General features: G+C 67.7%; 27 protein-coding genes. 20 read left to right on the top strand and 7 right to left on the bottom strand.

Annotated features, from left to right (window positions below; genetic code table 11):
* Positions 1–46 precede the first annotated feature (46 nt).
* Positions 47–601, top strand: a complete 555-nt coding sequence (locus D9V32_RS12560) for an NADPH-dependent FMN reductase (protein WP_121649265.1) — start codon at positions 47–49, stop codon at positions 599–601.
* Between the two features lie 90 nt (positions 602–691).
* Here D9V32_RS12560 and D9V32_RS12555 read toward each other — a convergent pair whose 3' ends face one another.
* The gene (locus tag D9V32_RS12555) at positions 692–1459 is read right to left on the bottom strand and encodes a helix-turn-helix transcriptional regulator (RefSeq protein ID WP_147440477.1); all 768 of its coding nucleotides are present in this window, start codon (positions 1457–1459) and stop codon (positions 692–694) included.
* 71 nt (positions 1460–1530) lie between these two features.
* On the opposite strand from D9V32_RS12555, the gene D9V32_RS12550 reads away from it, so the two are divergent.
* The 14 genes from D9V32_RS12550 to D9V32_RS12485 all read left to right on the top strand — a co-directional run bounded on the left by D9V32_RS12550 (position 1531) and on the right by D9V32_RS12485 (position 14879).
* Complete coding sequence (locus tag D9V32_RS12550; RefSeq protein ID WP_121649263.1) at positions 1531–2382, top strand: siderophore-interacting protein; 852 nt, start codon at positions 1531–1533, stop codon at positions 2380–2382.
* Between the two features lie 63 nt (positions 2383–2445).
* Positions 2446–3474, top strand: coding sequence for a Fe2+-enterobactin ABC transporter substrate-binding protein (gene fepB, locus D9V32_RS12545; protein WP_121649262.1), 1029 nt, complete (start codon positions 2446–2448; stop codon positions 3472–3474).
* The gene (locus D9V32_RS12540; RefSeq protein WP_121649261.1) at positions 3458–4468 is read left to right on the top strand and encodes a FecCD family ABC transporter permease; all 1011 of its coding nucleotides are present in this window, start codon (positions 3458–3460) and stop codon (positions 4466–4468) included. Before fepB ends, D9V32_RS12540 begins: the two co-directional genes overlap by 17 nt.
* Positions 4465–5517 (top strand): FecCD family ABC transporter permease, encoded by a 1053-nt coding sequence (locus D9V32_RS12535; RefSeq protein ID WP_121649260.1) that lies wholly within the window; start codon positions 4465–4467, stop codon positions 5515–5517. Before D9V32_RS12540 ends, D9V32_RS12535 begins: the two co-directional genes overlap by 4 nt.
* On the top strand, positions 5514–6314 hold the full coding sequence (locus D9V32_RS12530) for an ABC transporter ATP-binding protein (RefSeq protein WP_121649259.1): 801 nt from the start codon (positions 5514–5516) through the stop codon (positions 6312–6314). Before D9V32_RS12535 ends, D9V32_RS12530 begins: the two co-directional genes overlap by 4 nt.
* Entirely contained in the window at positions 6307–7593 is a 1287-nt protein-coding gene (locus D9V32_RS12525) for an enterochelin esterase domain-containing protein (protein ID WP_121649258.1), read from the top strand. The genes D9V32_RS12530 and D9V32_RS12525 overlap by 8 nt, the downstream gene beginning before the upstream one ends.
* Positions 7594–7702: 109 nt before the next feature.
* Entirely contained in the window at positions 7703–8407 is a 705-nt protein-coding gene (locus tag D9V32_RS12520; protein WP_121649257.1) for an NADPH-dependent F420 reductase, read from the top strand.
* Between the two features lie 148 nt (positions 8408–8555).
* Positions 8556–9485 (top strand): LysR family transcriptional regulator, encoded by a 930-nt coding sequence (locus tag D9V32_RS12515; RefSeq protein WP_121649256.1) that lies wholly within the window; start codon positions 8556–8558, stop codon positions 9483–9485.
* A gap of 164 nt (positions 9486–9649) precedes the next feature.
* The gene (locus D9V32_RS12510; protein WP_121649255.1) at positions 9650–10690 is read left to right on the top strand and encodes a LacI family DNA-binding transcriptional regulator; all 1041 of its coding nucleotides are present in this window, start codon (positions 9650–9652) and stop codon (positions 10688–10690) included.
* Complete coding sequence (locus D9V32_RS12505; protein ID WP_220700706.1) at positions 10687–11661, top strand: nucleoside hydrolase; 975 nt, start codon at positions 10687–10689, stop codon at positions 11659–11661. The genes D9V32_RS12510 and D9V32_RS12505 overlap by 4 nt, the downstream gene beginning before the upstream one ends.
* A 60-nt stretch (positions 11662–11721) precedes the next feature.
* A complete protein-coding gene (locus tag D9V32_RS12500; RefSeq protein ID WP_121649253.1) occupies positions 11722–12381 on the top strand; it encodes an ECF transporter S component in 660 nt (219 codons plus the stop codon).
* Positions 12382–12392: 11 nt separating this feature from the next.
* Complete coding sequence (locus D9V32_RS12495; protein WP_121649252.1) at positions 12393–13226, top strand: energy-coupling factor transporter transmembrane component T; 834 nt, start codon at positions 12393–12395, stop codon at positions 13224–13226.
* Positions 13214–14071: an energy-coupling factor ABC transporter ATP-binding protein gene (locus tag D9V32_RS12490; protein WP_183086307.1), complete on the top strand. Its 858-nt coding sequence runs from the start codon at positions 13214–13216 to the stop codon at positions 14069–14071. The genes D9V32_RS12495 and D9V32_RS12490 overlap by 13 nt, the downstream gene beginning before the upstream one ends.
* On the top strand, positions 14058–14879 hold the full coding sequence (locus D9V32_RS12485) for an energy-coupling factor ABC transporter ATP-binding protein (protein ID WP_121649250.1): 822 nt from the start codon (positions 14058–14060) through the stop codon (positions 14877–14879). The genes D9V32_RS12490 and D9V32_RS12485 overlap by 14 nt, the downstream gene beginning before the upstream one ends.
* Before the next feature lie 73 nt (positions 14880–14952).
* Here D9V32_RS12485 and D9V32_RS12480 read toward each other — a convergent pair whose 3' ends face one another.
* Positions 14953–16218: an MFS transporter gene (locus D9V32_RS12480; RefSeq protein ID WP_121649249.1), complete on the bottom strand. Its 1266-nt coding sequence runs from the start codon at positions 16216–16218 to the stop codon at positions 14953–14955.
* Positions 16219–16332: 114 nt separating this feature from the next.
* On the opposite strand from D9V32_RS12480, the gene D9V32_RS12475 reads away from it, so the two are divergent.
* Positions 16333–16737, top strand: a complete 405-nt coding sequence (locus D9V32_RS12475; protein ID WP_121649248.1) for a MerR family transcriptional regulator — start codon at positions 16333–16335, stop codon at positions 16735–16737.
* 15 nt (positions 16738–16752) lie between these two features.
* Here D9V32_RS12475 and D9V32_RS12470 read toward each other — a convergent pair whose 3' ends face one another.
* From D9V32_RS12470 to D9V32_RS12455, 4 genes are all read right to left on the bottom strand, one after another.
* Positions 16753–18075 carry an MFS transporter gene (locus D9V32_RS12470; protein ID WP_121649247.1) on the bottom strand — a complete coding sequence of 441 codons (1323 nt, stop codon included), beginning with the start codon at positions 18073–18075 and terminating at the stop codon, positions 16753–16755.
* 35 nt (positions 18076–18110) lie between these two features.
* Positions 18111–18572, bottom strand: a complete 462-nt coding sequence (locus D9V32_RS12465; protein WP_121649246.1) for an RpiB/LacA/LacB family sugar-phosphate isomerase — start codon at positions 18570–18572, stop codon at positions 18111–18113.
* Between the two features lie 225 nt (positions 18573–18797).
* Positions 18798–19778 (bottom strand): LacI family DNA-binding transcriptional regulator, encoded by a 981-nt coding sequence (locus D9V32_RS12460; protein ID WP_121649245.1) that lies wholly within the window; start codon positions 19776–19778, stop codon positions 18798–18800.
* Between the two features lie 73 nt (positions 19779–19851).
* Positions 19852–21099, bottom strand: a complete 1248-nt coding sequence (locus D9V32_RS12455) for an MFS transporter (RefSeq protein WP_121649244.1) — start codon at positions 21097–21099, stop codon at positions 19852–19854.
* A gap of 114 nt (positions 21100–21213) precedes the next feature.
* On the opposite strand from D9V32_RS12455, the gene D9V32_RS12450 reads away from it, so the two are divergent.
* The 4 genes from D9V32_RS12450 to D9V32_RS12435 all read left to right on the top strand — a co-directional run bounded on the left by D9V32_RS12450 (position 21214) and on the right by D9V32_RS12435 (position 24037).
* Positions 21214–21594, top strand: a complete 381-nt coding sequence (locus tag D9V32_RS12450; RefSeq protein ID WP_121649243.1) for a MerR family transcriptional regulator — start codon at positions 21214–21216, stop codon at positions 21592–21594.
* A gap of 67 nt (positions 21595–21661) precedes the next feature.
* The gene (locus tag D9V32_RS12445) at positions 21662–22765 is read left to right on the top strand and encodes a DNA alkylation repair protein (RefSeq protein ID WP_121649242.1); all 1104 of its coding nucleotides are present in this window, start codon (positions 21662–21664) and stop codon (positions 22763–22765) included.
* A 47-nt stretch (positions 22766–22812) separates the two neighbouring features.
* Positions 22813–23238, top strand: coding sequence for an NUDIX domain-containing protein (locus D9V32_RS12440; protein WP_121649241.1), 426 nt, complete (start codon positions 22813–22815; stop codon positions 23236–23238).
* A 127-nt stretch (positions 23239–23365) separates the two neighbouring features.
* Positions 23366–24037: a FadR/GntR family transcriptional regulator gene (locus tag D9V32_RS12435; RefSeq protein ID WP_147440476.1), complete on the top strand. Its 672-nt coding sequence runs from the start codon at positions 23366–23368 to the stop codon at positions 24035–24037.
* On the opposite strand, the gene D9V32_RS12430 is transcribed toward D9V32_RS12435, so the two are convergent.
* A complete protein-coding gene (locus D9V32_RS12430) occupies positions 23997–24581 on the bottom strand; it encodes a DUF1349 domain-containing protein (protein ID WP_121649239.1) in 585 nt (194 codons plus the stop codon). The two genes, D9V32_RS12435 and D9V32_RS12430, sit on opposite strands and share 41 nt — an antisense overlap.
* Positions 24582–24591: the final 10 nt, after the last annotated feature.

Here is a 24591-nt window from a genome sequence, read left to right as displayed (position 1 = left end):
CTTCCCGGAGAACCGCGGAACGTATTCGGAATCAGAAAGGGTCACCATGACCACCTATCGCATCGGTTACCTCGTCGGTAGCCTCTCGGCCAACTCGATCAACCGCAAGCTTGCGCTCGCTCTGAAGGCCCTCGCACCGGCGAACCTCGAGCTCGTTGAGATCGAGATCAAGGACCTCCCGCTCTACAACCACGACCTGGATGGTGCCTACCCCGCCGAGGCCACCGCCCTCAAGGACGCGATCGCCGCGGCCGACGCCCTCCTGTACGTCACCCCCGAGTACAACCGCTCGATCCCGGGCGCACTGAAGAACGCCATCGACTGGGCCAGCCGCCCCTGGGGCCAGAACTCCCTGGGCAAGCCCTCCGCCGTCGTCGGCGCATCGATCGGTGCCGTCGGTACCGCCGTTGCCCAGCAGCACCTCAAGGGCATCCTGAACTTCTCGGACGCCACGCTGTTCAACCAGCCCGAGGTCTACCTGCAGTTCACCGAGGGCCTGATCACCGAGTCCGGTGAGGTCACCAACGAGGGCACCGCCGCATTCCTGAAGGCCTGGCTCGAGGGCTACGCAGCCTTCGTCGCCGCTCACGTCTCCAAGTAGTTCTCCCCCGCAGTACCCCGCCGAACCCGAATATCGGCGAAGGAAGCCCGGACACCACAGGTGTCCGGGCTTTCTCACGTTTAGCGGCCGCTACCTGGTCCCGACAGGCTCGGGGTGCAGCGCGCTCGGCGGCATCCCGAACTCGCGCCCAAACGCCGTGCTGAACGCCGGCGGGTTCGTGTACCCCACCTGCACGGCCACGTAGGCCACCGAGTGCCCCGCGCGCAGCAGATCACTCGCTGCGGCCATCCGCACGTGTGTGCGCCACTGACCGAAGGTGCAGCCGGTCTCCTCAACAAAGTGCCGCTGCAGCGTGCGCGCCGAAATTGCCGCACGCCGGGCCCACTGCTCCATACTCAGCGGCGAGGCGGGGAATGCCGCGAGGGAGCGGGCAACGCCGAGGGCTCGGGGATCGGCCGGATAGCGCGGGCCCGAGGCGGGAGCCTCCGCACACACGCAGCGACGCAGCAGCGCGATCTTTGCGGCCCGCTCGGTGGCGGTGGTGAGCCCGGGCTGCAGCAGCACGCGCCCCACCTCCTCGATCTCCGGGGTGCGCGCGATCGACCGTACCCGCGTCTCGCGCGCACCGAACTCGGCCACGGTGATGTACAGCGGCAGCAGCAGCGATCCTGGATCGGGGCGCACCTCGTGGGCGAGACCCGCGGGAATCCACAGCGCCCGCTCGGGATCCACCCGGAAGTGCGCGCCATCGAGCACCAGCGTCGCCCCGCCGCTGATCACCCAGGTGAGCTCATGCCCCTCGTGCGCGTACCCCCAGCTTTCTCGCGGGGGCTCGGCGAAGAAGGCCGGGTCGGTACCCGCGGTGTCCAAAACTCGAAGTCCCGATGTCCATCCCACCAAAATATTAAAACATAGGCTCGCCTAACCTAAAAACTCACCGGATTAATTACACCCGAAAGAGGTGGGCCTTGCCCCAGCAGCACCGTGTCCATCCGGGCAGCCAGCGGGTCCGTCAGCCCCTGCACGCCCGGGCACTCACCGTTCACTCGCGCCGCCGCCTCTCGGCCACGCTGGTCGAGCTGCGCCTGCGCGGAGACTTCGAGGCCCAGCCGCTCACCTCCGTGACCGGGGCCGCGGCCGAACACGTGAAGCTGATCGTGCCCGATGCCAAAACCGGCGTGCTCACCCTGCCCCGCATCGTGGACGGGCGCCTCGCGCCGCCCGTGGACGGTGCCGCCTGGAGCTCGCGCGACTACACGGTGCGCGCATTCACCCCGGCGAGCGCCGACTCCCCCGCCGAACTCGTGCTGTGGGGCGTCGAGCACCCGCACGGCCCGGTGGGTGCCTGGGTGGCCGGGGCCGCGGTGGGCGACACCGTGGGGGTGATTGGCCCGCGGGGATCCGAGCTGTTCCCCACCGACTATCCGCACTACCTGGTGGGCGCCGATGAGACCGCGCTGCCCGCGCTGACCCGCTGGATCGAGGAGGCCCCGCACTGCGCGCACCTCACGGTGTTTGCCGAGGTTGCGCACGCGGGGGCCCGGATCGAGCTTCCGCACCGCGACAACGCGACGGTCACCTGGCTGTACCGCGACGCCGGGGAGTCTCTCGCCACCGCGATCGGGGAGCTGCCCACAAACCTCGGCAACACGTTCGTCTGGGTGGCCGGCGAGGCCGGCGCACTGATTCCGCTGCGCCGCCACCTGCTGCGCGAGCGCGGCCTCGACCGGAATCAGATCGATATTTCCGGCTACTGGAAGCGCGGCGTCGCAGACCTCGATCATCACCTGCCCCTGGACGCCGAGGACCCCGAGAACTAGCGTCCCGCGCCCCACAGATTTCCCCGGCTTCGGCCGCCCTTCCCCAGATATGGAGACACCCTCATGACCACATCCGTGCGCCCGCCGCGACTGCTGAAAACACTCGGCAGTCTCGCGCTCGCCCTCGGCCTCACCGCAGCTCTGGCCGCCTGCGGCCCCGCGAGCGGCACCACCGCCGAGGCCCCCGCGGCCTCCTCCAGCACCGACTCCGGTGTCTGGCCGCGCACCATCACGCACGAGCTGGGTGACACGACGATTCCGGTCCAGCCCAAAAAGGTGGTGTCGACCTCGCTGACCCTCACCGGCACGCTGCTCGCGATCGATGCCCCGGTATTCGCCACCGCCGCCGGTACCCCCGGCAATGGCCTGGACAAGAGCGGATTCTTTGATCAGTGGGGCCCCGTGGCCGATAAGCGCGGTGTGGAGGTGCTGTACCCCAACCTGGAGCTCGACCTCGAGGCGGTCACCGCGGCCAAGCCCGACCTCATCGTGATCTCCGTCACCGGTGCCGACAGCACCAAGGACGCCTACGATGCGCTGAGCAAGATCGCACCGACCATCGCGTTGAACTACAGCACCCAGAGCTGGGAGGACATCGCCACCAAGCTCGGCCCGGCACTCGGCCTGGAGAAGAACGTGGAGTCGACCATCAGCGACTTCTCCGCGAAGATTGCCGAGGCGAAGGCCAAGATCGTGAAGCCCGCCGGAGACGTTCAGGCCATCGTGTTCAACGGTGCCCAGGAGGATGCCGCGTTCGCGCTGCCCAGCGGCCCGCACAACGCCCTGCTCACCGAGCTGGGCCTACCCCTGACCAACCCGGAGTTCCCCGGCGATAAGCCCGACGCCTCGGCCCGCAAGGACTTCCAGTTTGTCTCCGCCGAAAACTCGGTGATCTCACTCGTGGCCCCCACCGTGCTGCTGGTGAGCGCCGATGACGCCACGAAGGAGAAGCTGATCGCGGCCGCGCCGTTTGCAAATATCCCCGCGCTGAACGGCGGCACCGTGATTCCGCTCGGCCTGAACTCCTTCCGGATCGACTACTACAGTGCGCTGGAAGTCGCGAACACCCTGGTCAATGCCCTCCGAGCGTAAACGAAACCTCACCTGGGTTCTCACCGGTGGCGGAGTACTGCTGATCATTCTGGTGATCCTCAGCTTCGCCATCGGTTCCCACGTGATCCCGTTTGGCACGCTGTTTCGGGCGGCCACCGCGTATGACCGCACCGATAACGACCACGTAATTCTCGCGCACCTGCGCTTTCCGCGGACGGTCATCGGGATCCTCGCCGGCTGCGCCCTCGGGGTGGCCGGGGCCGCAATGCAGGCGCTCACCCGCAACCCGCTCGCGGAGCCCGGTCTGTTGGGGATCAACTCGGGGGCCGCCGCCGGGGTTGTGACCGGGCTGGTGTTTTTCCCCGCGCTGTCCTCCTTCGGCGGCATCCTGCTCGCGTTCGCGGGGGCCGCGGCCGCCGCCGTGCTGGTGTTCACCCTGGGTGGCGCGCTGCGCACCCCGAGCAACCCGGTACGCCTGGTGCTCGCCGGGGCCGCGAGCGCGGCCATTCTCGGGGCCTACACCTCCGCGCTGCTGCTCAATGTACCCACCGCGTTCACCTCGTTCCGCGCCTGGGACGCCGGTTCGCTGCAGGGCCGGCCCTGGGACGCAATTCTCGCCCCCGCACTCGCGATCATCGCGGGCCTGATCCTCGCCCTGCTGCTCGGACGCTCGCTCAACGCGGCCGCCCTCGGGCAGGACCTCAGCCGTGCGGTGGGAGCCTCGCCCATGCGGATCACCCTACTCACCGGCACCTGCATCGTGCTGCTGGCCGGTGGCGCGACCGCCGCGGCCGGGCCGATCTCGTTTGTCGGCCTCGCCGCCCCCATGCTGGCGCGCACCCTGGTGGGGCCGGATCACCGCTGGCTCCTCCCCACCGCGATGATTCTCTCCGCCGATCTTCTGCTGGCCGCGGATATTCTTGGCCGCCTCATCCTCTGGCCGAGCGAGCTGCAGGCCGCCATCGTGATGGCCCTGATCGGAGCCCCCGTGTTCATCCTTATCGTGCGACGCCGAAAGCTGGTGCAGCTGTGACCCCACACGACACCCTCGCCCCGGGGTTCCGGGCGCTGAGCCTGAACCGCGGGCGGATCAGTGTGCGCTGGCATCCGCGCACGATCATCTGCTGCGTAATCCTGATTGGGATCGCGCTCGCGGTCGGGTTTGCCTCGCTCAGCCAGGGGCGGCTCGAGCTCTCCCCGGGCGAGCTACTCAGCATCCTTGCCGGGCAGGGGGATCCCGCGGCGGCCGCGATCGTCTGGGAGATCCGTCTACCGCGAGCACTCACCGGCCTGTTCACCGGGGCTTGCCTGGCAATCTCGGGTGCGGTGTTCCAGTCGCTCTCGAGAAACGCGCTGGGCTCCCCCGACCTGATCGGGTTCACCTCGGGTGCCGCGACCGGTGCCGTGGCAGCCATCATGCTCGCCGGAGCGGGCGCGGTAGCCGTGGGGTTTGCCTCAATCGCCGGGGGCCTGGTCACCGCGACCGCCGTGTACGTGCTCGCCCGGAAAAACGGGGAGACCGATGGTCAGCGGCTGATCCTGGTGGGTATCGGGGTCGGGGCGCTGCTCCAGGCGGTGACCGTGATCCTGCTGACCCGCGGTCACCTCGACATCGCGATCGGCGCGCAGATGTGGCTCACCGGCACGCTCAACCTGCGGGGCTGGGACAACGTCGCAACCGTGGCGATAGCGCTCGCCCTGCTGCTGCCCGCGCTCATCCTCGGTGCGCGGCACCTCAACGCGCTCGAATTCGACGAGGGACTTGCCCGCCAGCTCGGTGTGAAAACCGAGCGGGTGCGCCTGCTCACGATGGGGGCCGGTGTGGCCCTCGTCGGTCTCGCGACCGCGGCCACCGGCCCGATCGGGTTCGTGGCCCTCGCCGCTCCGCACCTCGCCCGCCGCCTGGTGCGCGTGTCTCACGTGCCGCTCGCCGCCTCTGCCTGCCTCGGTGCGGCGCTGCTGCTCGCCGCCGACCTGCTCGGCCAGGTCCTGCCGATCTCCGCCAAGCTTCCGGTCGGTCTGATGACCGGCGTGCTCGGCGGCTTTTACCTGCTTTGGCTCCTCATCCGGAAGACACCATGACCTCACCCCTGCACGCCCGCGACGTCACCCTCGGCTACGACACCACGGTGGTCGCTCACAACCTCAGTGTGGAGATCCCCGCGGGGAAGTTCACCGTGATCATCGGCCCCAACGCCTGCGGGAAGTCCACCCTGCTGAGCGCGCTCTCCCGGCTCACCAAACCGCGAGCGGGCAGCGTGCTGCTCGATGGTGCCGACATTCACTCGCTGGACACCCGGGTGGTCGCCCGACGGCTGGGCCTGCTCCCGCAGGGTTCGGTGGCGCCGCACGGCATCTCCGTGCTCGACCTGATCTCCCGCGGCCGCTTTGCCCATCAGGGGCTACTGCGCCGCTGGAGCGAGGATGACCGCGAGGCCACCCGCTATGCGATGGCCGCGACCGGGGTCACCCACCTCGCCGAGCGCAACGTGGATGAGCTCTCCGGCGGCCAGCGCCAGCGCGTCTGGCTCGCGATGGTGCTCGCCCAGCAGACCCCACTGGTACTGCTGGATGAGCCCACCACCTACCTCGATCTCTCCCACCAGCTCGACACCCTGCGCCTGTGCCGCTCGCTCGTGCAGAACGAGGGTAAGACGCTGGTGGCGGTGCTGCACGATCTCAACCAGGCCGCGCGCTACGCCGACCACGTGATCGCGCTCAACGAGGGGCGAGTGATCGCGACCGGAACCCCCGAGGAGGTCGTGACCTCGGACATCGTCCGCACCGTGTTTAGCGTGGACGCCCTGGTAATTCCCGACCCGGTGACCGGACGCCCGCTGATCGTGCCCACTGAAGAGGAGACCCACACCCGTGGATAACGAGCTTTCGCCCACCCCGACCGCCGTGACCGGTGCCCCGCTCCCAGCCGACCCGGCCTGGTTTGCCGCCTGGCTGGACCGCCTGGCCGCGGGCGAGAGCGAGGAGACCTTCTGGGCCGCGCTGCCCGAGTCGCCGGTACTCGGCGAGGCTCGGCACATCGCCGGTGTGGCCCTGCGTGAGGTCACCTTCCTGTGGCGCGGCGATGAGCCCGAGGTGATGGTGCACATCAACTCGCTGACCGATGCGCACCGCGAGGATATCACCCCGGCGCTGCTCGCACGCATCCCGGGCACCACCATTCGGCACATCAGCTATCTCATTCCCGAGGATCTCCTGGCCGGTTACCGGTTTGTACCGGATGCCCACATTCCGCGCGATGCCGGCCGGGAGCGCCCCGGGTGGCTGCGGATCCATGAGCTCGGTCGCCCGGATCCGCGGAACCCGCGCACCCTGCCGCATCCGCTCGGGGAGACCTCCTCGATGCTCGTGATGCCGGGCTTTGCCGCGCACCCCGTCTGGTCGGCGGGCATGGCCGCGTCGACTCGGCCGGAGGGCACCTATCGAACGCTGCGCACACGCTCCGTACTCTCGCCCGAACGCACCGTCTATCTCTACACACCCCCAGAGCCGGTTACCCGATTGCTGCTGCTCTTTGACGGCGACCGCTGGGATGCCCTGGGCCTGCACACCGCGCTGGACCGCTTCGCCGCGGCCGGGCTCGCGGTCGCGATGATCTCGGCGATCTCCCCGGAGGACCGCTCGCGGGATCTCCCCCACCCCGCACGCATCGCCGAGATCCTGCGCCGCGAGGTATTGCCCGCGCTGAGCGTGGAACTGGGCGGGCTGCCCGCACCGGCCAACACGCTGGTGGCGGGGCAGAGCTACGGGGGACTCGCGGCGGGCGCGCTGGTCCTCGAGCACCCGGATATTGCGCACACCGGGATTGTGCAGTCCGGTTCGTTCCACTTCCGCGCGGATACCGAGCCGAGCCCTCACGCCGAGGAACCCGGAGACGTCAGCGAGCGCCTGTCGATCCGGACGCCCGGGCCCCAGACCGGCGCTCTGATCATGCAGCTGGGTTCGGAGGAGGGCATCCTGGTCCCGCAGGGCCGACGCCTGCGCGACCGCGCCCGCGCGGCCGGATACCCGGTGAGCTACCGCGAGGTACGCGGCGGTCACGACTTTGCCTGGTGGTCGCACGGACTATTCACGGCGCTGGAGGAGGCGCTTGGGCGGGCGGTCGACCCGTACGCGGCTCGGGACGACAGCGCGGGGTAATCTCCGGACACCCGTGGAATCATTCCGGCAGGATTCTGGTTACCCCCGCTAAGCCGGCTCCGCGCGAGCGACCGGGTTTCGCGCTGAGGCGCACGTCGGAAGGATCATCATGACCACACTCGGCATCATTGGCAGCGGACACATTGGCACCGCGGTCGCGACCCTCGCGCAGCGCGCGGGCGTACACACGGTTCTCGCGAACTCCCGCGGGCCGGAGTCCCTCACCGAGAAGGTTGCCGAGCTCGGCGACCGCGTGAGCGCGGGCACCGTCTCGGAGGCCGCGGCCCAGGACATCGTGGTGCTCACGATCCCGCTGTTTGCGGCCCGAGACTTTCCGGCCGACCTGCTGGCCGGAAGGGTCGTGATCGACACCAGCAATTACTACCCCTCGCGGGACGGCCGCATTCCCGAGCTCGATTCGAATGACCTTACCGTGGCCGAGCTGCTGTCCGCCCACTTCGTCGGTGCGCGCTACGTGAAGGGCTTCAACAACATTGCCGCTCGCCATCTGCCCCAGCTTGCGCGGCCGGCGGGTGCGCCGGACCGTTCGGCGCTCATCCTCGGTTCAGACGATGCCGAGGCACTCACCCGAGCCGCCGCGCTGCTCGACACCCTGGGCTGGGACACCGTTCCGGTCGATTCGCTCGCCGAAACCTGGCGCTTCGAAAACGACACCGAGCTCTACGGTGTGCCGTATCTCGATGCCGCCTCGACCGACCCCGGCGGCCAGGATGCCCGCCCGGCCTCGGTGGCCGTGCTGCGCGAGGCTCTCGCGGGAGCCACGCGCGCCGACGTGGGCGCACGCACCGTCTAGGCACTCCACCCACACAAAAATCGGCGTATGCCCCGAGGGGTATACGCCGGTTTTGTCCGGGGCAAACGAAGAATATCCGACTTAATTCGCGCGGATGCTCCCGACTCGATACGGTAGGCGCACTCGACACTGTTCATCGGAGAGCACCATGTCAGAAATAAGCCTGCGCCAACTCGAATACCTCGTGGCCACCGCGGAGGCCGGGAGCGTGACCGCCGCAGCGCAGCGACTCTTCCTGTCCCAGTCGGCACTGTCCGGCGCGCTCAGCTCGCTGGAAAACACCCTCGGGGTGCAGATCTTCCTGCGGCACCCGCGTGGAATCTCCCTCACAAACTCCGGCCAGGAAATCCTCGTTGATGCCCGGCGCCTCCTCTCCGGGGTGGAGGATCTGCAGAACCGCGCACGGGAGAACACCGAGGAGCTCACCGGCACCCTCACCATCGGCTGCTTCACCCCCATTCTGCTGCCGGGGGCCATCACCGAGTTTGTGCGCCGGCATCCCGAGGTCGAGCTGAACTTCGTGGAGGGCTCTCAAAACGAGCTCGAGGAGCAACTGCGCCGCGGGATCCTGGACATGGCGATCCTCTACGACTACGGGGACGGCATCGGGCAGCAGCGTATCGCCGCCGGCCTCACCACGCAGACGGTACTCGAGACCCTGCCCTATGTGATCCTCCCCGAGGGGCATCCGCTCACCGCGGCCGAGTCGCTCTCCCTCGCCGACCTCGCGGACGAACCGATGATCCTGTTTAACCTCCCACCCGGCGGGGAGTACTTCCTGACGCTGTTCCGGCAGGCCGAGGTGGAACCGAACATTCGCTTCCGAACCACCAGCTTCGAAATGGTGCGGGCGCTCGTGTCGCGCGGCCTGGGTTACTCGATCCTGAACCAGCGCACGAGCATCAGCACGAGCTATGAGGGTCTCGGTTTTGTCACCCGCCCGCTTCGAGGCAACGCCGAACGACTCGATGTGATTGCCGCCCACCTGATGGGGGCACGGCTCTCTCGACGAGCACAGGCATTCATCGATCAGTGCCGCGAAACCGCCCGCGAAATGCACCGGCCACCGCTGACCTAGCGCGCGGAACCGACCCGCCTGAGCCCCGATAGCGTGCCCGATCGGGGTTCGAGAAAGCCCATATCTGGCATCGATATTTCCGATACTTGAGGGCCTAGACATCGGTCAAAGCGATTCATAGAGTTACCACTGCGCTTCGTAAACGATTACATGGAGGTGATCGCGTGAAAAAGGTATCCGTGCACCACGTTGCCGCCGATGCCGGGGTCTCAACCGCGACCGTTTCCCGCGCACTCAACGACCACCCCACGGTCACGGCCGAAACCCGGGCACGCGTGCTCGCCTCGGCCAAGCGCCTCGGATACACCCCGTCCTTCGCCGCCCGCAGCCTACGTTCGCGGCGCACCGGCGTACTCGGGTTGATCCTGCCGTCACTGCGCAACCCCTTCTTCCCCGAACTGATCGACCACACCACCCGCGCCGCCGAACGCGTCGGCTTCGGGATCTCCCTCGCCGTCACCGAGAACGCCGAGCAGCACGTGCTCAGCATGGCCGGCCAGGGATCGGTGGACGGCATCATCCTGGTCGGTACCGATACCGACCCCGAGGCCCCCAAGCGTGAGCTGCCCGTTCCGGTTCCACTCGTCTCGATCGACCGGGCACCACGAGGCATCGCCACCGATGTGTTCCAGGTGGACAACGCCGAGGGAGCACGGTCCATCACCGAGCACCTGCTCGCTCTCGGGCACCACCGCATCGGCCACATCTCCGGCCCGATCGGCACGGAGGTGGGTGCCGCCCGCCGCGGCGGATACGAGCGCGCTCTCCGCTCCGCCGGCATTCCCGTGGACCCCACCCTGATCGTGCCCGGGGCGTTCTCCGAACGGTCGGGGTTCGCCGCCACCCGCATCCTGATGGCGCGCGAAAACCCGCCCACGGCGATCTTCGCCGCCAATGACATGACCGCGATCGGCTGCCTCTCCGCGCTGCGCCAGCAGCGCGCGGCCGGGCCCGTCGCGGTGGCCGGCTTTGATGACATCGGTCTGGCCGGATACGTCTGGCCCGCACTCACCACCTATCGGCAGCCCATCGCGGAACTCGCCGTACGCAGCGTTGAACGCGTACTACACGGCATCACCGTAGGCACCGCAATACCGCGGGCACTCGCCCGTGCGCCCACCCTGATCCCCGGCATTCTCGTGGTGCGTGAATCCACTCTGGACCCCCACCACCCCCTCATCCCCCTTCCCCAAGGAGCATCATGAAACTGGTCATCGACACCGATCCCGGGATCGACGACGCGATCGCGATCCTGTTGGCCACGGCCTCGCCGAAGCTGGACCTGATCGCCCTCACCACCGTCGGTGGCAATGTCGGCATCGACGTGGTCACCCCCAACGCCCTCGCACTGCTCGAGCTGGCCGGCGCGAAGGACGTGCCCGTCTATCGCGGCGCGGATCGCTCGCTCGGCCGGGAACGACCCCGCGCATCCGCCGCCCACGGGGACGACGGCCTCGGTGGGTTCCGCCCGGTGTTCCCCGCCAGCCGCACCGCCGAGACCGAGAGCGCGGTGGACTTTCTGCTGCGCATCACCCGCGAGCAGCCCGGCGAGATCACCGTTCTCGCGATCGGCCCCCTCACCAACATTGCCGAGGCGGTTCGCCGTGATCCGGGCTTCCCCGGCCGCGTCGCGCGGCTAGTGCTGATGGGTGGTGCCGAGGGTACCGGAAACATCACCCCGTCGGCCGAGTTCAACTTCTGGCACGATCCCGAGGCCGCGTCCGAGGTCTTCGCCGCGGGCTTTGATACCCCGGTAATGGTGGGTCTCGATGCGACCCGCCACGCCTTCATGACCCCGGGCGTGCGCGAGCTGGTGCGTCAGATCGGTACCCCGACCGCGAGGTTCATCCACGGATCCACCCGGCAGTACACCGACCACTACTGGAACCGCTACCACGAGGTGGGTTCCGAGCTCTGCGATGTGCTCGCCGTCGCCCAGCTGATCGATCCCGCGCTGGTTCCCACCGTGGCCGCGCACGTGGAGATCGAGACCGCGGGCATCTGCGAGGGCCGCTCGGTCGTGGCCCGCACCGCCCGCTATACCGACCGCACCGCCAACGCGCTGGTCGCCACCGACGCCGTGGACACCCGCGGATTCTTCGAGCTTCTGCTCGGCACGCTCTTCCCGGAACACCGGGCAGACATCGAACGCACCATCGGCCACGAGTACCGCTAGCGTTCACCGGTTTTACCCGCATCACCCATCCACCCCCCTAATAACAAGGACGTTATTCACATGTCAAAGCTGTTTGCAATTAAGCAGGACTTCACCCTGATGGCCATCCTGCTGATCCCGATCGCGGTCGCCGTGAACTTCGTGGGTGGCTCGCTCGCCCTCGCCCTCAAGCTGCCGCTCTACCTCGACTCCATCGGAACCTTCATCGTCGCGATGCTCGCGGGCCCCTGGGTCGGTGGCGTAACCGGGTTCCTCAGCCTGCTGGGCGTCTCGATCACCGACCCGACCTCGCTCCCCTGGGCCGTGCTCGCCGCCCTCGTCGGCGTCGTGGTGGGTACCCTCGCCCGCGGCAAGATGTTCCTCACCTGGGGCCGCATCATCTCCTCGATCGGCATCATCGTGCTGGTCAGCGTCGCCCTCGTTGTGATCATGCGCTTCCTCTTCTTCGGTGGTTTCACCACGAGCGGTTCCTCCCTGGTTGCCGCCGCCATGATGACCGCGGGTATGCCCTTCTGGTTTGCCCAGGTGCTCTCCTCGATCGTCTCGGAAATCCCGGACAAGACCATCACCGTGCTGATCGCCGTCTTTGTGATCCGCTCGATCTCCACCCGCACGCTGCTGAAGTTCGGCACCGGCAGCATCTTTGCCGAGTACCGCACGGCGCGTAAGGCCAAGAAGAAGGCGGCCGCCACCCCCGTCGCCGCCGGCACCACCAACTAGCAAGGATTCATATGTCTGCCTCCGCGGTTTCCCCCGCGCGCACCTCCCGGGGATCGTACAGCGATCCCCGGGAGTCCCCCGCCACCGAGGTGCTCCGCACCGGCAACGGGGTGCGCGACCTCAACCCGGCCACCCAGCTCTCCCTGGCCGGTGGCCTCGCCCTGACGGCGGTGCTGTTTGGCCCGCTGTGCATGGTCATCGTGGTCACGATCTGCCTCGTGCTGAGCGCACTGGCCGGACGTGCTCGTCCCTTCCTCACGCTGTTCACCCGGACGATCCTCATCCTCGGCATCGCGATCGTGGCGCTGCAGACGTTCTTTGTGCCCGGCACCACCGAGCTGTTCTCCTGGTGGCTGTTCACCGCGACCGCGGAGGGCCTCGCCGCCGGTATCCAGATCGCCTCGCGGGTGCTGGGTGTGGGTGCGTCCGTGATCCTGCTCATCCAGATCCTGAACCTCGACCGTCTCGTGCTCGACATGGAGCAGCGCGGCATGAGCCCGCGCGCAACCTACGTGATCACCGCCACCGTGAACATCATTCCCCAGATGCGCAAGCAGATGGGCGTGATCATGGACGCTCAGAAGTCGCGCGGTGTCGAGACCGACTCCAACCTGTGGGTGCGCACCCAGGCGTTTGTGCCCACCATCGGCCCGCTGATTCTCAACTCCATCATGGGGGTGGAGGAGAAAGCACTGACCCTCGAATCCCGTGGATTCTCCGCAACGGGAACCCGCACCTCGCTGCGCTACGTAGAGGACCGCCCCCGCGATAAGCGTCTGCGTGTGCTCATTGTCTGCGCCCTCGTGGCCATCATCGGAGTAAGGATTGTGCTGTGGATTCTGTAACCCTGACCGACGTTACCTACACCTATCCGGGTTCCGAGGGACCCGTGCTGCGAGACATTAACCTCAGCATTCGTGCGGGTGAGTTCTGCTCGATTATTGGCCCCAACGGCGCGGGTAAGACCACCCTCTGCGCGGCCATTCGTGGCTTCGTCCCGAAGTTCTATAAGGGGGATTTCGAGGGCACCGTCCGAATCAAGGGCGAGGATATCGCGGACGCCTCGATCGGCGAGATCGCGCGCGACGTGGGTTTCGTGTTCCAGAACCCGTTCACCCAGATGAGCGGCATCACCGCGAGCGTGTACGACGAGCTCGCGTTCGGTCTGCGCAACCTCGGCGTCCCACCGGCGCAGATCCGCGAGCGGGTCGAGGGCATGCTGGAGCTCGCCGGGATCACCGCGTTTCGCGACCGTGATCCGTTCCAGCTCTCCGGCGGGCAGCAGCAGCGCGTGGCGCTCGCGGCGATGCTGATCATGGAGCAGGACGTCATCGTGATCGATGAGCCGACGAGTCAGCTGGACCCGCAGTCCACCGACGACGTGTTCGCCCTGATCGAGGCCGCGCAGAAGCAGGGTCGCACCATCGTGCTCGTGGAGCACAAGATGGGCCACGTGGCCCGCTATTCGGACCGCGTTGTGCTCATGGGCGAGGGCCGCATCCAGGCCATCGGGACCCCCGCCGACGTCTTCACCGATCCCGCCGCCGCGAGCCACGGCATCACACTGCCCGAATCCATCGAACTCGCCCAGCGTCTCGCGGGTCACGGTGTCACCGTGCCCGGCTCCCCGCTCACCGTTCCCGCGCTGATCGGCGCGCTCTCCGGAGGTTCCCACCATGTCGCTGATTAGCCTGCAGGACGTCACGTTCTCCTACCCCAACGGCGTGCTCGCCGTGGAGGGTGTGAGCATGAAGCTTTCGGCCGGGGAATCGGTCGCGATCGTGGGGCAGAACGGCGCGGGAAAGTCGACCACCGTAAAGATGATGAACGGACTGCTGCGCCCCACCTCGGGCGAGATCATCGTCGCCGGGGTCAACACCCGGGAGCGCACCACCGCCCAGGTCTCCCGCGAGGTGGGCTACGTCTTCCAGAACCCGGATGACCAGATCTTCAACAGCTCCGTGCGCAAGGAGATCGAGTACGGTCTCAAGCGCATGAAGCTCGACGAGGATGAAATCGAACGCCGGGTGGATGACGCCGCCGAACTGACCGGTATGGCACCGTTCCTTGAGGAGAACCCGTTTGATCTCCCGCTGTCTATTCGCAAGTTTGTGACCATCACCTCGGTGATCGCGAGCGACTGCGCCGCCCTGATTCTCGATGAACCCACCGCCGGGCAGGACCGCGCGGGGCTCGAGCGTCTGGGCGAGCTGATCCGCACGCTGCAGGCGCGCGGCAAGGCCGTGGTCACGATCACCCACGATATGGAGTTTGTGGCCGCGAACTTTGAACGAATCATCGTGATGGCTAATCGCCGCGTGGTTACCGAGGGCTCGCCATCCGCGATCTTCTACGACCGGGAGGCCATGGCCGAGGCGCGGCTCAACCCGCCCGCCGTGGCCGAGGTAGCCGCGGCGCTGGGGTGCCCCGAGGTTGGTCTCGACGTGACCGCCCTCGCGCGCGTGCTCACCGAGCGCGCGGCACTGGCACGCGCGTAGCTACGCACGCACACCCACACAAAACCGGCGTATACCCCTCGGGGTATACGCCGGTTTTTCCTGGAGGCGTGAACTAGATCGCGGCCACCACCGCGGGTTCGACGGCCGCACGGGCGTCCTCGGCCCGCACTCCGGCGAGCACCCGCAGCACCGGGAACAGCGCGAACACCATCAGCACGGCCCCGATCGGCAGCAGCGCGAGCGTTCCGATTCCGGCGAGGATGAGCCCACCGAGGAGCCCGCCGAGCGCGATCGAGATGTTCCATACCGTGACCATGACCGACTGCGCGGCGTCGGCCGCGGCACCACCCGCCCGAGCGATGAGCACCTGGAACAGCACCGAGTACCCGCCAAACGCATAGCCCCAGAGCAGCGCCGACACGAAGGTTACCGGGGCGGCGACCGCGGCGGGCAGCACCCCCGGCCAGACCGCCAGGCCGATTCCGGCAAGGCCCAGCACGCCGGCCGCCATGGCACTCACGAGGGAGACGGCGAGGTACCGATCAGAGAGCCGACCGCAGCCAAACGTGCCCACGATCGAGGCGATTCCGAACAGCGCAAACACGAGGCTCGGGGCAAGCACCGGCTCGCCCGCGCCAAACGTGAGAATGGGCGTGAGGTAGGTGTAGCCGAGGTTCTGCGCCACGATACTCAGAGTGACCGTGGCGAGCACGAGCAGCACCGCCGGGGTGCCAAGGGCCGCCCGCAGGCTCGCCTCGGCGGGAATCTTCGCATCCGCCCCGCGCGTGATGCCGGGCACCCGGGGTGCCCAGATCGCCACGATTACGCCCACCAGCACCGTGACGCCCACGATGATCGCGAATACCGCGCGCCACCCCAGGCTCTCCCCCAGGACGGTGCCGAGCGGCACACCCAGGGCGAGCGACAGCGTGCCGCCGAGAAACGCAACCCCGAGGGTGGCGCCGAGGCGGCCCGGGGCGGTGAATCCGCGGACGTATCCCGGAATCATCGCCCAGACCACACCCGCCGCAAGCCCCGCCACGAATCGCGATGCGAGGTGGGAGACGATCTCGGGGGCCACCGCGGTGCCAAGGTTTGCCACGGCAGAGACCACAACCACCGCGATGAGCAGTGAGCGGCGGTTCCAGCCGGCCGCGGCCCGGGTCAGCGGGATCGCGGCGACGATGCATCCGATCGCGAACGCCACGATGCCCTGGCCGGCAACCGAGACCGACACCCCGAGGTCGCGGGCAATCTGCGGGAGCAGCCCGGCCGGGAGGATCTCGGTGAGCAGGCTGATGAACCCCACACACGCGATGAGAATCGCGGCGGGGAGGGGACGAACGGGGCGGGCTTCCTGGCCCACAAAAGAACTCATGCCATCAGCATGAACCGCTACCACTAGTGGCAGGGTCAAGCCCACATCCCGAAAGCGGGAATGTGAGCGCGCGAGCGATGGTTGTGACGAGGACACCCACCGGATCGGAACCCCATGTATATCGGCGAGCTCGCTACCCGCACCGACACCTCCCCGCGCCTGCTGCGCTACTACGAGGAGCAGGGCCTGCTGTGCGCCGAACGGGATTCAAACGGATACCGCACCTATGCGCCCTCCGCGGTGGATCGCGTCGAAACGGTCCGCTGCCTGCTGGGTGCCGGGGTACCCACGCGCCTGATTCCGCTTCTGCTTCCCAACTATGCACCCGGTCAGTCGGTATTTGATACCCCGATCGATCCCGCGATTCGCGCCGAGCTGGAGGGCCACCGCCAGCGCCTGTACGAGCGGCAGGTGCGGGTGAGCGCGAGCCTCACGGCGATCGACAACTATCTCGCCCGCACCTGCACCGACACCGCGTGCACGGATGCCGTATCCGCGACGCCGGCCGAAACCGCCTAACCGCGGTAACCGCCCCTAGCGGTGTTCCGCACGCTCCGCGGCCACGAGGGCGTTGATGCGGGCACGCTCCGCGGGGCCGTAGGTCTCCCGGGTCACGAGGATCGCGATCAGACCAATAATGGCGGCCGCCATGTAGAGCAGTGAGGCACCGGGCCACCCGATCCAGCCCACCAGCGCGGCGGCCAGCAGCGGGGCGAAACCGCCCAGGGTCGCGGCGATCTGGTAGCCGAGCGAGGCACCCGAGGTGCGGGTCGAAGTGCCAAACTGCTCGGTCAGCAGCGAACCCTGCGTTCCGGTCAGCGAGGCGTGGATGATGCCGATTCCGAAGATAAACACGGCCACCACGAGCGCCGGCGTTCCATCATTGGTGAGCAGGTACATCGGGAACGCAAACAGGATTGCCACGATGCAGCCCACGATGTAGATGGGCCGCCGACCGATGCGGTCGGTGAGCGCCCCCGACAGGAACGTCACAAAGATCGCCAGGATACTCGCCGCGGTAATCGCTCCGAGCGCGGTGGGGCGGATGTCCGGGAAGCGCTCGGACAGGTAGTTCAGCAGGTAGGTGGCCGTGGAGTAGTACGCGAAGGACTCCACCACGCGCAGACCGATCACCCGCAGAATGCTGCGCCAGTCGCGACGGAGGGTGGTGAGGAACGGATTCTTCTCGATCTTCCCGCTGGCCTTCGCCTCCTCAAACTCCGGGGACTCCGACAGCCGGGAACGCACGATGAGGGCGACGATCACGAGCACCGCGCTCAGCAGGAACGGGATACGCCACTTCCAGTCGCCCTCAAGCTGGGCGCACAGCAGAAACATTCCGCTGGCGAGGGCAATACCCAGCGGGTTTCCCGCCTGCGGGATTGCCGCGTACATGCCTCGACGGTTCCAGGGCGCATGCTCATACGCCATGGTGATCGCGCCACCCCACTCGGCACCAAAAGCGAGCCCCTGAATCATTCGGATGATCACCAGCAGCACGGGTGCCAGCGCACCAATCTGCGCGTAGGTGGGCAGTAGGCCGATGAGGAACGTGGCCCCACCCATCACGAGCATCGCCGCGACGAGCACGGGTTTGCGCCCAAAGCGATCGGCCAGATAGCCACCCACCGCGCCACCGAGCGGGCGCATCAGGAAGCCCACGGCCAGCGTGGCGAAGGAGAGTAGCGTGCCAATGAAGCGGTCGCTCTCGGGGAAGAACACCGCGCTGAAGTACAGCGCCGAGGCGGTGCCGTACGCGATGAAGTCGTAGTTTTCGACGCTGGTACCAAGCGCCGCCGCTATCGCGGTCTTATTGCGGTCCTTGGAGCCAAGAACCGATGGCTGGGTGGTGGACACGGGGATCTCCTTTGATCGGGGGGGGGGAGGGAAGGTTAGGGCTGAGCGGTCGGCACGAGGTCGTCGAGCGCGTTGAGTTTGGCCACGCGGCGACGGGTATCCTCGTCATCGTCGAAGGTCGCGGCCAGGAACTCGCGCACGATGTCGGTGATGAAGGCGGGCGGCACGAGCCAGGCGCCCAGGGCGATGACGTTCGCGTCATCGTGCTCCACGGCCTGGTGTGCCGAGTACGCCTCATTGGCGAGGCCGCAGCGAATACCGGGAATCTTGTTTGCGGCCATAATGGCACCCGCACCGGTGCCGCAGACGAGGACCGCTCGGTCGGCGGTTCCATCGAGGACGGGGGCGCAGGTTGCCTGGGTGATGTCGGGGAAATCCACCGGATCGGTGCTGTGCGTGCCCCGATCAATCACCGTGTGGCCCAGTGCTTCGATCGCGTCGATCACGCGCTGCTTCACGGGGAAACCGGCGTGATCGGCACCAACGGCAATTCTCATAGTGTCTGGGGTCCTCTCGGTGCGGTGCGTCTCACCGCGCTTGGAATCGATTCCATGGAAACGATTCCATGAACATCACCATGATGCAGCACCGATCCCCGACGCGCAAGTCCCGAGCGCCACAGAGGTTCTTCCCAGGGCACGATTGCGCCACTGAAGAGCGCATGCCGCGCGAGGCATACGCACGACGGGTGCCGCCCGGACACGAGCGGGTGGGGCGCGAAACTAGGAGCGATCCACCAGGGTCAGCGGCACGCGTGCGGAGGTTGCAGGCAGTCCCTCAATGAGGTTGAGCAGGCCCTGAACCCCGAGCCTGCCGATGCTGGCCGCATCGTGACGCAGTGCGGTGATGGGCGGGGTGGCGAATTCGAACCAGTCCAGATCATCGAATGAGACCACCGCGATCTTCGCCGCGGCCGCGCTTCCCAGCCGGTGGTGCAGGCCGCGCACCATGCCCATCGTGGTGGGCCCGTTTACCCCAAACACCGCCGTGGGGATCACGCCGCGATCGAGAATACGGATCATCGCCGCCTCGCCCCCGTCGGCGAGGAAGTTGCCCACGTCGAGGAAGGCATCATTCTCGGTGATGCCGTGATCGGCACGCCCCGCCAAATACGCGGCCTGCCGCTCGGCACCGGTGGACATCGCCGCCGGTCCGCCCACAAACGCCACGTCCCGGTGCCCACGATCGCGTAGCCAGTCAAGCACGAGACGCACCCCCTGCGCGTTATCGGTGGCGTAGAGCGGGATGTCGAGCCCCGGAGCCGTGCGGTTGAGGAGAACCATCGGGAACCCCGAGCTCACGAGCGAGGCGAGCTTGGGAGACACCGGGCCCTGCGGGGAGAACAGCAGCCCGTCCACCCGCTGCGCGGCAAAGATGCTCAGGTACTCATCGGCCTGATGCTCATCCTCATTGGCATTGGCGAGCAGGATCGTATAGCCGCGGCGCATCGCCTCGCGCTCGGCCGCATGGGCAAGCTCGGCAAAGAAGGGGTTTCGAATATCGGAAACCAGCAGGCCCAGGACGTCGGTGCGGGCGCGGCGCAGCGATCGCGCGGGGCCATTGGCCACGTAGTTGAGCTCGGCCGCGGCCGCCGTCACACGCTCACGAGAGTCCGGGGAGGTACTGCTGGAGCCACTGAGCACCCGGGAGGCGGTGCCCACCGAGACACCGGCCCGGTCCGCCACGTCCTTGATCGTCGGCATCTAGCCCTCCCTATGGAAACGATTCACCAGTCTAACGTGGTCCCCGATTTATCCGAGTTGTTCCTCCGTACCGTCAGACGGCCGAGCTCGCAGTCGAGTGCGGTGCCTTCGCCCGGATACCGGCGAGGACGCGCAGGACCGGGGGCAGAGAAACCGCCATCAGAATCGCGGCGATGGGCAGCAGAAAGAGGGGCCCGATTCCCGCGAGCAGGACGCCGCCGACGAAACCTCCCAGCGCGATCGAGATGTTCCACACCGTGACCATCACCGACTGCGCGGCATCCGCCGCCGCACCACCCGCGTGGGCAACCACCACCTGGAACAGCATTGAGTAGCCGCCAAATGAGTATCCCCACAGCATGACCGAGATCGTGAGGAGGGCGCTCCCCACCGGTTCGGCGAGCAACCCGGGCCAGGCCGAGAGGCCGATTCCCGCGAGCCCCACCGCCCCGGCCGAGAGGGCGGACACGAGGGTTCCGGTGAGGTGTCGGTCTGCAAAGCGACCGGATCCGATCGTCCCCAGAACCGAGGCGATCCCAAACAGCCCGAAGACCAGTCCCGTGCTCAGGGCGACCCCTCCGAATTCGAGGATCGGGGCAAGGTAGGTATAGCCGAGGCTCTGGCCCACAACGATCAGCACTACCGCTAACAGTACGAGCTGCACGGCGGGAGTGCGCACGGCTGCGCCGAGGGTCTGCTCGACCGGAATGCGTGCATCGGTTCCACGCGCGACTCCGGGAACCCGAGGTGCCAGGAACAGTGCAATGATCCCCATCATGACGGTCAGCGCGGTGATGATCACAAAAACCAGACGCCAGCCGACTGTCTCACCCAGCAGTGTGCCCATCGGGACCCCGAGCGCGAATGCGAGCGTTACGCCGAGGAACGCCACACTGAGCGTGGATCCCAACCGCTCAGGCGGCGTGAAGCCACGCACGTACCCCGGGAACATTGCCCACATCCCGCCGGCCGCGAGCCCCGCTGCAAAACGGGTGATGAGGTGGGTGACGATATCCGGTGCGAGGGCCGTTCCCAGGTTTGACACCGCCGAAATCACGAGCACCCCGAGGAGAAGCGAACGGCGATCCCAGCTCGCAGCGGCACGGGTCAGGGGAATTGCGGCAACGATGCATCCGATCGCAAACGTGACGATTCCCTGGCCGGCGAGGGAGGGAGACACCCCGAGCCCCAGCGAAATCTGTGGCAGAAGGCCCGCCGGCAGAATCTCGGTGACCAGGATAATGAACCCCACGCCGGCGAGCATTATCGCGATGGGGAGGGGATTGAGGGGTCGGGCGTTCTCGCCCACGGTTTGAGTCATGGACACAGCCTGAGGGGTTGGCAGTAGTGTCAGGGTCAAGGCGGCACTCCTTCGCCGGGAATGCACCCGCACGTGGGACCGTTGTCACCGGGAGACCCAGCAGATCGGATTCCCATGTACATCGGCGAGCTTGCCACCCGCACCGCGACATCTCCGCGGCTCCTCCGCTACTACGAGAAGCAGGGACTTCTTCCGGCTGGGCGTGATGTGAATGGTTACCGGCTCTACGCTGATTCCGCCATCCACACCGTCGAGACGATCCGCTGTCTCCTGGATGCCGGGGTGCCCACGCGGCTCATCCTGCTCCTGTTGCCGGAGGTGGAGCCCGGACAGGAGGTGCTAGACATCCCGCTCGACCCCGCGATTCGCCTCGAGCTTGAGGGCTATCGCCAGCGTCTCTACGATCGACACATTCTGGTGGCCGCCAGCCTCACGGCGATCGACAACTATCTGGCGCGTGCGCGCGCACGTTCTGCCTGCACGGCCGATGCCTAGCGGCCGGTCAGGGCGCTGTCACCGGTTTCGGCTAACCTAAACCCACACGCTGACCACGGGAGCCACCTTGCCTTTTGCCGATGAACTGCTCGGTATCGATGCCGTCCGCTCGCTCGAATCCACGCTGCACGCGGCCGGGCTCAGCTCAGCACCCGCGCTGTCGGCGGTGAGTGCACAGACGCTGTCGCCGCTCACACTGCGCGAGCGCACAGACCTGCTGCGCGATGCCATCCTGGCCGATGTTCCCGGCGATTTTGCGGCCCTCGCCACGCTGGTGCACGCCGCCGTAGCCCTGCCCACACCACCCACCGGCTGGGGCGTCTGGCCGCTGACCGAGGCCGTCACCACCCGCGCGCTGAACACCGATGCGGATGCCCACCTGGCCGAAGCGCTCGCGCTGCAGGCGGCACTGACTCCGGGGCTCACCGCCGAGTTTGGGATCCGCGGGCTCCTGCGCCACGACCTCCCCCGCTCGCTCGAGATCGTTCAGGGGTGGACGACCCATCCGGACGAGCACGTGCGTCGCCTCGCCTCCGAGGGCACCCGCGCGTACCTACCCTGGGGCGTGCGGGTACCGGCCCTGATCGCCGCCCCCGAGGCTACCCTGCCCATCCTGCACGCGCTCTACCGCGACCCCAGCGAATATGTGCGCCGCTCGGTGGCCAACCACCTCAACGATATTGCGCGCCATAGCCCCGAGCTGGTGACCGAGACCACCGCGGCCTGGCTCGCAGCGCCCGATGAGAACACCGCCTGGCTCGTCAAGCACGCGCTGCGCACGCTGATCAAGAAGGGCGATCCGGCGGCCCTCGCCCAGCTCGGCTTTGCCCCCGCCACGGCCGAGGTGTCCCCGCTTGTCCTCAGCGCCGATCGGGTGCCCGCGGGCGGCTCGCTCGGCTTCTCGGCGATGGTCACAAACACCGGATCGGCCGCCGCCAAACTCGCGATCGACTACGTGGTTCACTTCCAGAAGGCAAACGGCACCCTCGCCCCCAAAACCTTCAAGCTGGTCACGCGGACGCTCGAACCGGGCGAGAGCATCCGGGTGGCCAAGGAGCACTCGTTCCGGCCGATCACCACGCGGCGCTACCACCCGGGCGCACACGCGATCGCGCTGCAGGTCAACGGCGTCTCCTTCGAGCGCGCCGAGTTTGCATTGGACGCCGACTAGCCCCGCACCGATAGTCTCGAAGTCCCGCCCGCGTCCCTGGAGGCCCCATGTCACACCCCGCTCCCACCGAACCGCGCGTCGGCTGCGGTGCCGCGATCCTGCGCGATGGCAGGCTCCTGCTGATCCGTCGGCTGCGGGAACCCGAGGCGGGGGCCTGGGGGCTACCGGGCGGCAAGGTCGACCTCGGCGAAACCGTACCCGCGGCCATTGCCCGCGAGATCGCCGAGGAGATCGACATCGCCCTCGCGGGCACCACGCTGCTGTGCGTGGTGGATCAGATCGATGCCGAGGCGGGCACCCACTGGATCGCGCCGGTGCACCTCGCCACCGCGTTTACCGGCACTCCGCGGCTGGTCGAACCGCACAAGCACGACGGGCTCGACTGGTTTCCGCTGGACGCCCTGCCGACCCCGCTGACCGTCGCCACGGTGCAGGCCGTTGCCGCACTGAACGCACGCGAAATGTCGGCGTAGGAAAATCTCTCGGGGCACTCGCGCACGCGAGGGCACCGAACCCGCCAGGACGGCACCGCGCGACCCGGGCTCGCACAATAATGGTCGGGTGGGCACCCGCCCATCCCGTTCCATCCCGGGAGGCCCCGTGTCGATTGACCGTATTCCGCCGCTACCGGGTCGGTCTGCGCCCTCGGGAACCGACGTCCTGGTGCACCTCCAAAACCTCATCCTCGCCGGCACCCTCGAGCCGGGAGAACGCCTTCCGAGCGAGCGCGATCTGGCGCTGCACCTTGGTGTTTCACGCCCGCTGCTGCGGGAATCGCTGAGCCGGTTGGAGGCGCGCCGCCTGGTGGTGCGTCGCCGGGGAAGCGGCACCTCGGTAACCGCGGACTTCGGCCGGGAGGCCGCCCTGATCGGCGCGGTGCTCGCCGCGAGCGACGACCATCGCGATGCCGCCGAGCTGCGGGCGGCCCTCGACGCGCACATCCTCGATCTCGCCGCGGAACGCATGGACGAGGCGGCGCTGGCGGCCCTGTCGCGGGCGATCGACGATCATCCAGAAGCTCTCAGCGCCGATGCCTCACTCACACACGATGAGGACTTCCACGCGGCGCTCGCCCGCGGCACCGGCAACGCGCTGATCGCCGCGATCTCCGAACTGCTGAGCGCCTGGGCTCGCCCGATCCGCGCAGGAGCACACACCGATGCGGCGGCCCGGCGCGCCACGATGGAGCGCAACCAGCGCACGCTGGCGAACCTGCGCGGGCGCGTAAGCGCTAGTGCAGATCGGTATCCGCGGCCGTCTCCACCCAGCTGAGGAAGGTGGTGCGGAACCCGGCCCGGGTGGGGGCGCAGATCAGCGGCCCGGCCCCGATGTCGAGGTTTCCGGCGAGCGGCGCAACCCGAACGAGGCGCCAGGGTTCGGCATCCACGCGGGCGCGAACGGTCACCGAAGTGTCATCGCGGCTCACCCGGATGGTGATGTTGCGGTCGTTCCACTCGGGCACCGGAGCGACCGACCAGTCGGAGTTGGTGTGGGTGACCACGGCCCCCAGCTGCAGAGCGCCGTCGGCGAACTCGACGCCGGCTTTGATCCAGGTTTCCTCACCGGCGCGCAGGAAAACGCCCGCCTGATCGAACTGCTCGCGGAACGCGGCCGTGAACGTGATCTCGACCGCGCGGCCCACCGCGAAGGGCACGAGGAGCGCGTGCTCGGTATCGTGCACAAAACCATAGGAGGTGTGCCGCCAGGCATCGCTGCCCTCGACGGCCTCGACCTCCAGTCCCACCGAGGTGACCTCGGCAGACACCGGCTCGGTGGTCCAGGTTCCGGCGCTCCACGGGAGTAAACGGTCGGTCATCGGGAGTCCT

The organism is Mycetocola tolaasinivorans, assembly GCF_003667565.1.
Lineage (GTDB): Bacteria > Actinomycetota > Actinomycetes > Actinomycetales > Microbacteriaceae > Mycetocola > Mycetocola tolaasinivorans.
This window is presented reverse-complemented; position numbering and strand designations above follow the sequence as displayed.